The organism is Pontibacillus salicampi (assembly GCF_042434395.1).
Taxonomy (GTDB): domain Bacteria; phylum Bacillota; class Bacilli; order Bacillales; family BH030062; genus Pontibacillus; species Pontibacillus salicampi.
The window spans coordinates 663,588-676,416 of the sequence record NZ_JBHLTP010000003.1; the positions used below are offsets into that span (position 1 = coordinate 663,588).

The following is a 12,829-nucleotide window of genomic DNA, read 5'->3' on the forward strand; positions in this document are numbered from 1 at the left end:
AATTTATCTTTTATTATGTTTTCGCAATTCTTCTAGCGAGTAAAAGGTACCCCGCCACGTAATCCCTTTGTGTTTATATGTTTTCCATAAGGCCTTTGTAATGGTGTACACAAAAAGCAATGCTGTTAAAGGAAAGACAGGAATAACCATTAGAGAAAAGGAGGTCAGCTTTCTAGTGGATATGACATACATCGTGTAGAGAAGGACAATTATGCCAAGGCTTATGAGCTGGGTTCTGCCAGAAGTGCTCCAGACCGTAACAAAGGGGAGAACTTGTGATAGTAAAGTTCCTACAATAGCAATAAATCCCAACATCCATGAATAGGACAAGCCGGCAAACGTATTTTTCTCTAATCCTTTGATTGCTTCTGATAATGAAGGATACCATTCTACGGTGAGAAGGCTTTTGGCAGTTGCCAGTCTCTGTTTAAAACCAAATGATTTTACTAATTGACCTAAATACAAGTCATCATCAGGTCTGCTGGCAAAGGCTTGATGTGTTCCAATTCGTTCATATGTATCCTTTGTTAGTAATTGAAATGCACCTATGCCCATTCCGCCCTTATTGCTTCCATCGTCATTGGCAGACCAAGGTCGTTTAAAAAATCCAAACCCAAAGAGAAAATAGGCAATAAAAGAGCGTAGCCAATAGGAGGATGCGGTAAGAGTAGGGGAGAGGGTAAGGTGATCTGCCCTTTCCTGTCCCAGGTACGAGAGTGCAACCTCTATTGTACGGGGATTGTGCCAAACATCTGCATCTGTGAATAGGAGGTATCGACCTCGTGCTGCTTTATATCCGTAATAAAGAGCATGATTTTTCCCAACCCACCCTTTTGGTAAAGAAGAGATGTGCAGGACGCGTACAAATGGCAATTGCTCGTAGTTATTCATCTTGTCTCCCGTTTTATCTTCAGAGCGGTCATTCACTAAAATAATTTCCATGTTGGGGTAAGTTTGTGCTAGGAGTGACTGAATAGTTCTTTCAATGGATGCTTCTTCATCCTTAGCTGCTACAATGACTGACACCATATCAGAGATAGGGGAAGAAGAAATATCCTCTACTCGATTTATTCGTCGAAGCCCAATGACACTATCTATAAAAGCAAAGAGCCAAAATAAAAAGATGATACTTAAGAGGTAGAACATAGATAATGCTCCTTTGGTAATAGTGGGACGATTGTTCCTTTCATCTATCATAACAAATGATAAGGTAGCATGGATTGTTGGATGTGTTTGGAAGGTGAGGAAACATAGAATAAAACAGACTGTCTTACTTGACGAGCAGTAAGACAGTCTGTTTTATTACTTGCGATCGCTTCGGTCTAACGCTTTGTTAATGGCATCTGTTGATTTATCTACGGCATTCATAGCTGCACTTTCTGTTGCTTCAGCAGCCCCCTGGACGGTATCAAACACAGCATCAGCACCATCCTTAAATGTCTTAGCCGCTTTAGTAACGCCTTCTTGAGCACGATTTTTTCTACCCATTGTATTACACCTCCTATTCCTTATGAATAGGATTGGTTAGGGAGGCTAATATCATCCGTACTATTTCTTCCCTTCAAACACATACGGGATAGCGTATTGATTACCAATGTACCGACTTATTCCACCAGGAAAGTAGGGCATCGCTTTATCTGCTTCTTGAACACTCATCCAGACTACATCTTCGATTTCATGAGGGCGGGTAACCTCAATATCTCCACTAATAATTGATCCATAAAATGTAAAGAAGAGACAATGATGCCCTTCTTCCTCAAATAACGCTTCATTGACAGAAAGAAGATTATGTACTTCAATATGAAGACCCGTTTCTTCTTTAGCTTCTCTAATGGCACCATCCTGAATAGATTCTCCTTCTTCAACTGCGCCGCCAGGCAATGAGTAGTCAAAGGAATTTCCTCTCTTATTACGAACCATGAGGATGCTCTCCTTAGATGAATCTAGCAGCAGGGTGTAGGCAACATCAACTCTCTTCATATTCATTCCCCTTTCTTTATCTATAGTTTATCATGAGACATTAGTGATGGGTATTTCTGTTTTGGATAGATCGTCATTTGCGGCTATAATAAGAAGGGTACCGTTACAATTAGAAAATGTGGTGTATGTAGGATGATAATAATAATTGATAACTATGACTCGTTCACGTACAATTTGGTTCAATACATAGATCAAATTGCCGATGAAGTTGTCGTATATAAAAATGATCAAATAACAACAGAGGAAGTGATAGCTCTCCGTCCGGATGCTATCGTCCTTTCCCCAGGACCAGGATCTCCTCAAGATACTGGGGTTAGCAGGGAGGTGCTCTCCGCCTGCTACTTGGATATTCCTATCCTTGGTGTGTGCCTTGGTTACCAATTAATTGTGGATTTTTTTGGAGGGAGAATAGAAAAAGGTCCTCTCCCAGTACATGGTAAGGTGTTTTCTATTGTCCACGACGGTCAAACAATGTTTAAAGATATTGCTTTACCAACTCCTGTGACGAGGTATCACTCATTAATGGCAAACAGGGATTCTATCCCTGACTGTCTGGAAGTGAGTGCTGAAACAGAGGACGGTGTTATCATGGCTGTTCGGCATACATCATTACCTATTGAAGGCGTCCAGTTCCATCCTGAATCAATAACCTCTATAGACGGCTTTTCTATGTTAAAGAATTATTTCTACCACCATGTCAACAGCTTCCGATACCGCCAAAAGGAGGGGACGAATTCTTGACACAAAACGTATATATGCAATTTGACTTTACACCAGCTCCTTTAGCATTTTATAAACCGGAAAAGGTTTTCGTAGCCTACACATATGAGGAAGTAAAAGGGATATTTAACAAACTGGAGCTTTGGATTGCAAAAGGCTATTATGCCGCAGGATACATTTCCTACGAGGCTGCACCAGCATTTCGTTCCTATCTCTCCGTTCATGAATCGCCAAAGTTTCCGTTAGTGTGGTTTGGGTTGTTCTCCTCACCAGTACCAGCAAAAACGGATCAAGGTAACGGCAGCTATACCCTATCGGAGTGGAGATTTAAGGATGAGTATTCTACATACCAAAGCGGAATAGAAGCAATCAGGTCAGCGATTGAAGAGGGGAACACTTACCAGGTTAACTATACGACAAGATTAGAGGCATCTTTTGCAGGAGATGATTTTGCTTTTTATAATCAATTACAACGAAATCAAGCGTCTTCCTACAGTGCCTATTTGAATTTGGGAGACCATTCTATACTTTCTGCCTCCCCAGAACTGTTTTTTCAAAAAGAGAATACTCTCCTTACCACTAAGCCAATGAAAGGGACAAGACCGCGAGGGAGAACGGTAGAAGAGGATAATCTATTTCGACAAGAGTTACATGCCTCCGAGAAGGATCGAGCAGAAAACCTGATGATTGTGGATCTACTTAGAAATGATCTTGGGAATATTGCTGAATCTGGTAGTGTTAAAGTTCCTTCTTTATTTGATTTGGAACAGTATCCTACTGTTCATCAGATGACTTCTACCATTCAAGCTGTCATTTCAGCGGAGACATCCTTTTACAATCTGTTCGCCGCTTTATTTCCGTGCGGATCGATTACCGGAGCTCCTAAGGTAAGGACAATGGAGTATATTAAGCAGCTCGAGCAACATCCAAGGGAAGTGTATTGTGGAGCAATAGGATACATTACACCAGAACGAGATGCTATATTTAACGTTCCTATCCGGACTGTACTACTCGACAATAAGGCGGGAATAGCAGCCTATGGCAGTGGGGGAGGTATTACATGGGATTCAACAGTACAAGGAGAGTATGAAGAAATTCAAACAAAGGCACGTCTTCTTACAGAAAAGAGACCAGATTTTCAACTGTTAGAAAGTATGTGTCTCGATAACGGGAAGTTCCCATTACAATCCTTCCATGTGAAGAGGGTTATGGAGAGTGCTGCATATTTTAATATAGAGCTTGATAGAAATACAGTAGTAGAGCATTTGAGAAACCTTCAACTATCGTATCCCATACATACCTATAAGGTTCGGTTACTTGTAGCAAAAGATGGTACACTTTCTACCGAAGCACACCAGATTACACCAATGCGGAAACCACTATGGGTCTCATTAGCTAAACGTGCCATTGATAGCTCCAACCCGTTCCTCTATCATAAAACAACCTATCGTGCTATATATGATGAACATATGGAGGAAGCGAAAGAGGACGTCTTTTCCGTGTTGCTCTGGAATGAGGATGAATATGTTACGGAATTTACGATTGGGAATGTTGTCATTGAATCAGATGGAGAATGGGTCACACCTCCTGTTCAATGTGGTTTACTAGCCGGAACGTACCGCGAATTTTTGTTGCAGGAAGGAACCATTAAAGAAAGAAGTATTACAAAGGAAGAGGTAAGGCTGTCTAGCTCCATTTATTTAATCAATGGAGTACGAGGCTGGCTGCCGGTTGAATTAGTGTAGACTTAGTTAGCAAAGGAGATTGTCATGGAAATAGTACTTTGGATTATCGTTATTGCAGGCTTCGTGGTTAGTTATATTGGACTTGTTTATCCTGTGCTGCCAAGTCCCCTATTCCTGTGGGTTAGCTTATTAACATATCAATTCTTTATTAATTCAGAGGAGCTTTCGATATGGTTTTGGATAACAATGATCGTGCTGACCATTATTTTAATTATCTCTGACATAATTATTAATAGTAAAGTAGTCAAACGATTCGGTGGTTCCAAATGGGGGGAACGAATGGCTGGCATAGGTGTGATATTAGGCTCATTTATATTACCTCCGTTTGGAGTGATAATTGTTCCATTTATTCTCGTTTTTATAACGGAAATGGTACAGAATGAGGACTTCGAAAAATCAGCTAAATCTGCTGTAGGAGCGTTAGTAGGATTTTTAGGAGGAACAGTCGCTAAATTACTAATCCAAACCTTTATCATCATTTGGTTTTTACTTAGTGTGTATGTATTTTAACAGGTATGAGAGCAATCGTTTCCCACAGTGGTGAATTCCGAATGCAGGAAGCACCTCACCCTTCCTAAAGTAGTAGGTAAACGGTAGACCACTTAGCATGAGCATATATCATTATTTAAGGAGGGTATGAAATGGTAGCATTTGTCCAGTATCTAGAAGGAATCGATAACCCAGATCACCGTGACCGTTTAGAGGAGGTATTAGCTTGGGTATCCAACACATTTCCGAATTTAGAACCGCACATAAAGTGGAACACCCCAATGTTTACCGACCATGGTACATTTATCATTGGCATCGATAAAGCCAAGCATCATATGAGCTTTGCTCCTGAAGAGGCAGCTATGGTTCGCTTTGCTGCTGAAATTGCAAAGGCTGGCTACAGTTCTACAAAGGGGTTGTTCCGAATTAAATGGAACGAAGCCATCGATTATGAATTGTTAGAGAACATCATTGCGTTTAACATACAGGATAAAGCGGAATGTTCTACTTTTTGGCGCAAATAACTTCTGAAGCCGCTTATCAGGAAAGGGTAAGGAAATTAAATCATATAGAACAAATATGTGATGTCAAAAATAGAGAATGACTTATATAACCACAAAAAGAGCTCTGCCTTCCTTGTTTAAGATCAGCTTACGAGAAAAACGGGAATGCCAATGGAGTTGAAATACATTCAGGAGAAGAGGCTATTACTCCCTTGAAAAACGAGTTAGACATGCATAATAATGATGATATACAATTTAATGATATGGGTGGTCAGTTGGAATCAGATGATTCTGGATCCTATTACACTATTGAACTTACTTCTAAATCTATTAAAGAAAAACGGGACAGTAGGGGTATATAAGGTGTATGAGGGTGGCGCCTATGAATTGAGGAGCTAGGTTGTAAGACTAGTTCGCTATAAAAGGGGACGCACTTCATGAACTATGTCATTTTTCCACTTACGATACTAATCTGTTTCATCGGTATTTTCTTCGTGACAAGAGGGCTGTGGGAATTACGAACTGCTCAAAACAGACGAAGGTATTTTATCAATATGTTTCCTGGACTAGGGCTATTATTTGTAGTTACATTGCTATTATTATTTGGTAACGTTGTGTAATTGTCTGGTTTAAAGGCTGAAGCTATTGCTTCAGCTTTTTTTTACAAAGGAGGGGAAGAATGCCTGCATGGTTTGACACGAACATTGATGAACGCTTTGAAGCGTTCTCTAACAGTCACATTGTTTTGTTATTACTGTTCATAAGTGGTATTGTTGGCTTGTTTCTTAGCTATAGAATTTTACTATCCTATCAACTACTGCAGCAGTTGGTAAGATGGGGACTCTTTAGTATATTATTAATGGCAGAAATTACGCACACCTTATGGGGGATAGCTAATGGAAGCTGGAGCATGGAGGATCATGCACCTCTTCACTTATGTGGATTAGGCTCTATTCTTTCCATGATAGCTTTGGTGACATATAATAGAAAGCTTATTCAGTTTCTTTATTTTGCTGCCATCCTTCCGGCTCTCATCACTTTAATCACACCAGAGGTATTCTATTCCTTCCCCCATTTCCGTTTTATGAAATTTTTTCTTCACCACATGGCATTAGTTTGGACTGGGATATTCTTACTATTGATGACCACTACGCCTATAACGATAAGGGTATTAGGCCAGATGTTTTTCCTATTAAATGGGTATGCTGCTATTATATTTTTCTTGAACGGACAGATTGGGACGAATTATTTATTCCTCGCCAGTACCCCTGATGTCACCACTCCTCTAGATATGCTTGGGGATGGCGTGTGGTACTATATCCATCTCGAATTGTTTTGTTTCGGATTATTTGTCTTTATGTACTTCCTATACAAAGCGGTTAGTGCTATACATAGCAAGAAATCCTCTCATACAGATGCTCTATTAAACGAGACGTAAAAAGCTAAGAGACTGCTGCTCTTAGCTTTTACTTTGGTTATGATGAGTGTTCTTGAAATAATTCTGCTACTATCTCATAGGATCTACGACGTGCTTCATGGTCATAAATTTGAGAAATAACCATAATTTCGTCAGCTCCTGTTTTTTCAATAAAGTCGTAAAGCTTCTTGCGAACAGTATCCTTACTCCCAATAATAGAGGAGCTAAGCTGTTGCTGAAGAGCCTGCCTTTCCCGTTCTGTCCAGATATCCTCCATAGAATCAACAGGAGGGGGAAGTGGGAATTCATTTTGTCGAATCAGGTTGAGGAATTGCTGCTGAAGTGTCGTAGACAAGCGTTCTGCTTCTTCGTCTGTATCCGCAGCTATTATATTCACACCTACCATCGCATGGGGCTGATCTAGGTGTTTAGATGGCTTGAATTCTCTGCGATATAAATCAAGGGCAGGAACAGTGTCTCGTGGAGAGAAATGACTAGCAAAAGCAAAAGGAAGTCCTTCCTTTCCTGCGAGCTGAGCACTGTATCCACTGGAGCCGAGCAGCCAGATAGGAATGTCGAGACCTTCCCCAGGATAAGCGCGTACATGCGGGTTATCCTTACCTCGAGTTGGATCAAAATAACTTCTTAACTCCTCTAATTGATCTGGAAAATCATTAGGTCCACTTTTCACACCTCTTCGTAGTGCGTGAGCTGTTAGCTGGTCTGTACCAGGAGCTCGTCCTAGTCCAAGATCAACACGTTCTGGATAAAGGGATTCCAAGGTTCCGAATTGCTCTGCTATAACTAAGGGTGCGTGGTTTGGGAGCATAATGCCTCCAGAACCCACTCTTATAGTAGACGTATGTGATGCAACATGTCCAATTAGTACAGAGGTGGCTGAGCTTGCGATGAAAGGCATGTTATGATGCTCTGCCAACCAATAGCGTGTGTAGCCAAGCTTTTCAGTGTGCTTAGCAAGGTCTACTGTACGATGAAAGGCATCTTGAGGAGTACCATCCTCTCTAATTGGGGCTAAATCTAATACAGAATAGGGAATGGATTGTAATGATTTGCTCATATATTCATCTTCTTTCTTTCATTAGTTTGAATGAGGAGATTCCCCTACATTTTATGTATGGTTCAGTGTACCAATATTTTATTTCGAGTGCCTAAGGAACTGCTCAATCCTTCCTAAGTTTTCCTTCTGTTGCCCTAATACAGAAAAGCTGCCGATGGTATATCGACAGCTTTATCGATTAAAAAGGCCATTGCCTTTCATAAAAGCCTGGCTTTTGCTCTATTTCACATTCAATCGGAGGATATCCATATGGATAGGGACCGGCAAAGGGAGCGAAGAATGGAAATGTTGGTGCTAGAAACGTGGTTGGATAGAATAAGGTCCCAAAAACACCGAATGCAAAATCACCTGCTCCACCAAAGGGGAATCCTGCGAAAGGAAAGCCATCTAGAAAAGCTCCTTCCTCCAAAGCACCCTCTTCCTCTCCTAAGGGGACGAGGGGTTTATGCTGATTAGTTGAAAACATCTTATTAGCCTCCTGTCTATTTCATTGATAATATAGTATGCATAAACAAGAATAGGTGGTTTCTTCATGACAGAAATGGGCAAGTATAAAGGGGGAGGTCCGTGAAGGATTTTCATTGTTGTGCAACGTGCATTCATTACGAACTGATAAAGAACAATAATAGGGTGAAAAGGTATTGTGCCAGGCTCGGTTATGAAACAAACCCTAAATGGAAGTTCGACTGTTGGACACCAACGGACAACGTTAGACGACTTATGGAAAAACAAAAAAAGGGTAATACGGACAACTAGCAATATAGTCCAGGGAAGATTATACCTGTTTTACAGTACGAGGAATTACTGTTACAGTTTCGATACGTCTAACCTAAGCTAACACCCAAACAAAAAACGAATTACATACACATTTGTGCTGGAATAGGAGACACTGAATAACAAAACATTTATTTCTTTAGAAGGGTGGATATTACATGAGAGCTGTGCAAGTAATAGGATACGGAGATGTAGATAAACTAGAGGTCGTTGATGCAGCTATACCGGAACCAAAGGAAAAGGAAGTACTGGTGAAGGTAAAGGCATGTGCTATTAATAATACAGAGATTTGGATGAGAGAGGGAGCTTATGGAACTGGGTCCAAATCAGGCTGGCGTCCAGAAGGGGTTCAATTCCCTCGAACTCCAGGCTCGGATATAACAGGGGAAGTAGTTCAAGTAGGTCAGGATGTTGATGAAGCAATGGTTGGGACCGATGTTGTCCTTTTCCCTTTTACGTCAAGCGGAAAAGAAGGAGCGGAGCATATTTCAGATGATATGTCCTTTATCGGGTCAGAATATGATGGTGGCTATGCTGAATATGTTGTCTGGCCGGCTGAGCTTTGCTATGATATGCCGCTTTCTGATTATGTAGAAAGCTCTGTGTTTTCTGTTAGTGGTATGACAGCTTGGCATATGGTGGAGCAACTAAACATAAAGCCGACTGAGACTGTAATGGTGACTGGTGCTAATGGGGGAGTTGGTTCCCTGAATGTACAAATTGCCGCAAATGTATTTGGTGCGAAGGTTATTGCAATTGTAGGAGATTTGGCATTAGAAGATAAGCTGAAAGAGCTTGGTGCTACCCATGTATTGTCTTATAAGTCCGATAATCTGGCAGACCAAATTATAGAGGCAAACGGCGGGCCTATTGATTCCGTATTAGATGTAGTTGGAGACGCATTATTCTCGACCTCCCTTCACGTATTGAAAAAAGGCGGCAAGTTCTGTACGTCGGGGTCAGCAGGTGGACAAAAAACAGAGCTTGATTTTCGGACGTTGTATTTAAAGCATATTACGTTATATGGTTCCGTGCTTGGTACAAGAGCCGAATTTAAGCGGATGCTGGCCGCTATATCATCAGGAAAGATAAAGCCTGTCATTGATCGAACTTTTCCTTTACAGGAAGCAAGAGAGGCACAAAGCTATTTTAAAGAAGCAGGGAAGCTAGGGAAGATAGTACTCCTACCCCAATCCTAATTCATCCCCCTCCTTAATAAGGGTAATATGGTAAACTTTGTATAAAAGAATAGGGAGGGGAAACTATCATTACTATAGAAAGATTAAAAACTGCCAGCTTTATTCTCGTAATTCCGTCGCTTTTCTGGTTAGGAGAGAATGTACAGGTAAAGAGTTGGTTAATTGTCTTCTTATCTTTGCTGTTCCTTGTTTTTGCTGTTTTACATTATTGTCAGAGGGACACTTTATGGAAGATAGAAGCCTTATATGCAGCGGGGTTTCTTTCCATCCTTATGATGCCAGGATATTATCCCATATTATTTCTGGCTGTGGTTTTCTTGTTGAGTATTATAATGAGCATGAAACAGCCACATCACCATTAGTGAGGGTATCCACAAAAGGAGGTATTCCTTGTCACTCGTTATGCCAGTGATAGGCCTTGGAAGTATTATGTTGGTCATTGTTACGGCTAAGGTTCTTCAATATAAGAAGCATAATCAGCATCCTCCCCGTAAATGGGAAGGAAGGACTCCTGAAGAATTAGAAGAGGATCGTCAAAACAGTGAGAATGAAGCATCTTCCATACGACGAGGTTCTGTTCCGGGGGGAGGAGGGGGAGAGATGTAATGGGTAACATCACTCCAAACCAACCTCTTCCTTGCTCCATTTCCATAGAGAATCAGCAAGGTTTCTATCCTGAGCTCTTTTAGAGGTAGAAGCGATTTGACGCTTATAAAAATATGCCCCACTAATTGCTGACATGTGTGGATCAGTTGCCAGATAAATAGCAGTGTCCGCACCTTTAGCGGGAGATTGGAAAAAGGGGCGCAGCAGGGAATGAATTCCTTTACCAAATCCAGTGGTACGGTTTACCCCAAGACTTGTACTCACTGCCCCTGGATGAAGGGAATTTGCTGTGACATTCGTATCAGCAAGAAGGACTGCTAAGGTGTTGGTAAATAATATATTGGCAAGCTTTGACTGAGCATAGCCCTTAATAAGACCAAAATGGTTGGTAAGATGAGGATCAGGAAAATGGATATCACCAACCTTATGAGCACCTGAAGAAACGGTAATAATTCTACCCTGCTTTGCAGCTTGTAGTTTTTCGAGGAGTAAATTAGTAAGCAAGAAATGACCAAGATGATTTACACCAATCATACGTTCGAACCCATCTACTGTGGTATGGCGTTTTGTACTTACAACACCAGCATTATTGATTAGAACATCTAAGTGAGTATGTCTTTCCTTGAAAAGGGAAGCACTGTTACGAATACTATCAAGAGAAGCGAGGTCACAAAGCAATACTTCCGCTTGGGATTGACCACTTTCCTTGATAGCCTGCTGCCTGGCTGCTTCTCCACGAGAGGAATCGCGGCACAGCATGACAACATAATACTTTGCTCTGAGCAGTGCAATGGAAGCTGCTAACCCCATACCACTGCTAGCTCCAGTGATAAGAGCAATTTTTCGATCAACCATAGAAGTCTCTCCTTTTTATGACACGGGATGGAATAGCTGTATAAATTATGTTACAGTAAAAAAAGAAAAAGTGGTAGGATTCCCTTTTTCCTTTCAACGTATCGTGTCATAAATGGACAAAAATATATTGCATCTCATTTTGGTGGGAATGCCCTGGACTATAGAGCCAGTCATAAGCCAAAAAAGATCTCTCGATAAGAGGTCTTTTTTGGCTTTTTTTAATGTAAAAATTTGGAGAAGGAGTTACTATGTCTGAACAAAATTTTATGAAGAATGAATCATACACTTTATTAAACACCATCAGCTTCGTAAAGAAAAGTACAGAAGCCTATCGTCATGCTAAGGAAACAACAGAACAAGGTTCTCCTATAGCGGCTGACATCGCCGAAGCCTGCGCCTGGATTTGCCGAGACTCCGCGCAGCGCTTAAAGGAATTAGAACCAAGCCAGGAGCAACTCGTGGATATATGCTACTTAAATGCTTTGCTATGTGAGGAGTTAAAGCAAGGGAACGAATAAAGGGTAAGAACGTCGGAATTCCCACCGCTCCTACAGAAAGAAACCCTTCCTACTCAAGTAGGAAGGTGCATGTTGCGCAGTCCATGAAGATCCAATATACTAAATCCAATCTTAGAAAAGATAGGAAGAATAATAAATGCAGCTATCTCAATGGACTGGTGTGTGATATCGATTCCGGATGAGCCGGCTAGCCATGCTGTTGGATATAGAATCCAAAAGCAAGACAGATAAAGAGCTATTCGTTTATAATGACGGGATAGTTCTGGGGAAGCTGCGTCTGCAATTTTCCTCAACGGGTACCAAATTATTACTAAAATGATGACCAGTGCTATCATGCCCAGGATATACCAAATGTATTTAATGCTGTCATTTGAGAAGTCTGCTATTAATCCTGTCAAAATCATAAACACGTCTGAAATGATTAAGGCAAATAGTAACGTTTTATTTTTGTTTTTCTCTTGAAGCATGGCTGTTAATGCAAGGGCTACTAGTAATAGCGGTGTCGTAACCACCCAATCGATATACCTTGCAAAATAGATGGTTTTGTCTGGGTTTGATACTAGTCCTTGTCCGAGGGCGATGGAAAGGTATGCTGCACCGGACCAAGCTGGAATTACCATAGCGATGGCATATTCATATAATGGTACCTGTTTTGGTTTTCGACTTAATACATAAAAATATATGGAGCCTGTTATCATTATAATGAAGTAAAAAATATGCATGGAAATAATAAAATCACTCATTGTATTTGCTCCTTTCGTCTTCTTCCTTCAAATTATAGGCAAAAAAGAGCGGATATAAACTGTTCATTTCTTTTATTGCTGCTATATGTATTGTAAAATGAGGTACTTGTGAAGGAATGTAAATACAATAGCGTGAAACTATATGCAGATCTTGCTTATCACCATAATAATTTTCCATATATGATTTTTTATAAGGAAGAAA

The 12,829-nt window shown here is 40.7% G+C and carries 16 protein-coding genes; 9 read left to right on the forward strand and 7 right to left on the reverse strand.

The genetic code is table 11. The annotated features are described in order from the left end of the window. Positions 1-3: 3 nt before the first annotated feature. The 3 genes from ACFFGV_RS04785 to ACFFGV_RS04795 all read right to left on the reverse strand — a co-directional run bounded on the left by ACFFGV_RS04785 (position 4) and on the right by ACFFGV_RS04795 (position 1,980). Complete coding sequence (locus ACFFGV_RS04785) at positions 4-1,146, reverse strand: glycosyltransferase family 2 protein (RefSeq protein ID WP_377345433.1); 1,143 nt, start codon at positions 1,144-1,146, stop codon at positions 4-6. A 156-nt stretch (positions 1,147-1,302) separates the two neighbouring features. Then, positions 1,303-1,488 (reverse strand): hypothetical protein, encoded by a 186-nt coding sequence (locus tag ACFFGV_RS04790; protein ID WP_377345434.1) that lies wholly within the window; start codon positions 1,486-1,488, stop codon positions 1,303-1,305. 60 nt (positions 1,489-1,548) lie between these two features. Then, positions 1,549-1,980, reverse strand: coding sequence for an NUDIX hydrolase (locus ACFFGV_RS04795; protein WP_377345435.1), 432 nt, complete (start codon positions 1,978-1,980; stop codon positions 1,549-1,551). Between the two features lie 132 nt (positions 1,981-2,112). Here ACFFGV_RS04795 and ACFFGV_RS04800 point away from each other — a divergent pair, with 132 nt between their 5' ends. The 6 genes from ACFFGV_RS04800 to ACFFGV_RS04825 all read left to right on the forward strand — a co-directional run bounded on the left by ACFFGV_RS04800 (position 2,113) and on the right by ACFFGV_RS04825 (position 6,875). After that, positions 2,113-2,721 carry an anthranilate synthase component II gene (locus ACFFGV_RS04800; RefSeq protein ID WP_377345436.1) on the forward strand — a complete coding sequence of 203 codons (609 nt, stop codon included), beginning with the start codon at positions 2,113-2,115 and terminating at the stop codon, positions 2,719-2,721. Further along, a complete protein-coding gene (gene pabB / locus ACFFGV_RS04805) occupies positions 2,718-4,445 on the forward strand; it encodes an aminodeoxychorismate synthase component I (RefSeq protein WP_377345437.1) in 1,728 nt (575 codons plus the stop codon). Before ACFFGV_RS04800 ends, pabB begins: the two co-directional genes overlap by 4 nt. 24 nt (positions 4,446-4,469) lie before the next feature. Beyond that, the gene (locus tag ACFFGV_RS04810; protein ID WP_377345438.1) at positions 4,470-4,955 is read left to right on the forward strand and encodes a DUF456 domain-containing protein; all 486 of its coding nucleotides are present in this window, start codon (positions 4,470-4,472) and stop codon (positions 4,953-4,955) included. A 131-nt stretch (positions 4,956-5,086) separates the two neighbouring features. Beyond that, complete coding sequence (locus tag ACFFGV_RS04815) at positions 5,087-5,458, forward strand: iron chaperone (protein ID WP_377345439.1); 372 nt, start codon at positions 5,087-5,089, stop codon at positions 5,456-5,458. 416 nt (positions 5,459-5,874) lie between these two features. Then, entirely contained in the window at positions 5,875-6,057 is a 183-nt protein-coding gene (locus tag ACFFGV_RS04820) for a hypothetical protein (protein WP_377345440.1), read from the forward strand. A gap of 59 nt (positions 6,058-6,116) precedes the next feature. After that, entirely contained in the window at positions 6,117-6,875 is a 759-nt protein-coding gene (locus ACFFGV_RS04825) for a YwaF family protein (protein ID WP_377345441.1), read from the forward strand. Positions 6,876-6,912: 37 nt separating this feature from the next. Here ACFFGV_RS04825 and ACFFGV_RS04830 read toward each other — a convergent pair whose 3' ends face one another. Together ACFFGV_RS04830 and ACFFGV_RS04835 are read right to left on the reverse strand one after the other, a co-directional pair. After that, the gene (locus ACFFGV_RS04830; RefSeq protein ID WP_377345442.1) at positions 6,913-7,932 is read right to left on the reverse strand and encodes an LLM class flavin-dependent oxidoreductase; all 1,020 of its coding nucleotides are present in this window, start codon (positions 7,930-7,932) and stop codon (positions 6,913-6,915) included. A 178-nt stretch (positions 7,933-8,110) separates the two neighbouring features. Further along, positions 8,111-8,398, reverse strand: a complete 288-nt coding sequence (locus ACFFGV_RS04835; protein ID WP_377345443.1) for a hypothetical protein — start codon at positions 8,396-8,398, stop codon at positions 8,111-8,113. 466 nt (positions 8,399-8,864) lie between these two features. On the opposite strand from ACFFGV_RS04835, the gene ACFFGV_RS04840 reads away from it, so the two are divergent. Further along, positions 8,865-9,905 (forward strand): zinc-binding dehydrogenase, encoded by a 1,041-nt coding sequence (locus ACFFGV_RS04840; RefSeq protein ID WP_377345444.1) that lies wholly within the window; start codon positions 8,865-8,867, stop codon positions 9,903-9,905. 390 nt (positions 9,906-10,295) lie between these two features. Next, on the forward strand, positions 10,296-10,511 hold the full coding sequence (locus tag ACFFGV_RS04845; protein ID WP_377345445.1) for a hypothetical protein: 216 nt from the start codon (positions 10,296-10,298) through the stop codon (positions 10,509-10,511). Between the two features lie 9 nt (positions 10,512-10,520). Here the strand turns inward: ACFFGV_RS04845 and ACFFGV_RS04850 are convergent, their stop codons facing one another. Further along, on the reverse strand, positions 10,521-11,366 hold the full coding sequence (locus ACFFGV_RS04850) for an SDR family oxidoreductase (RefSeq protein WP_377345446.1): 846 nt from the start codon (positions 11,364-11,366) through the stop codon (positions 10,521-10,523). Positions 11,367-11,614: 248 nt separating this feature from the next. On the opposite strand from ACFFGV_RS04850, the gene ACFFGV_RS04855 reads away from it, so the two are divergent. Beyond that, positions 11,615-11,884 (forward strand): hypothetical protein, encoded by a 270-nt coding sequence (locus ACFFGV_RS04855; RefSeq protein ID WP_377345447.1) that lies wholly within the window; start codon positions 11,615-11,617, stop codon positions 11,882-11,884. A gap of 53 nt (positions 11,885-11,937) precedes the next feature. Here the strand turns inward: ACFFGV_RS04855 and ACFFGV_RS04860 are convergent, their stop codons facing one another. Then, positions 11,938-12,627, reverse strand: coding sequence for a bacteriorhodopsin (locus ACFFGV_RS04860; RefSeq protein ID WP_377345448.1), 690 nt, complete (start codon positions 12,625-12,627; stop codon positions 11,938-11,940). Between the last annotated feature and the right edge of the window lie 202 nt (positions 12,628-12,829).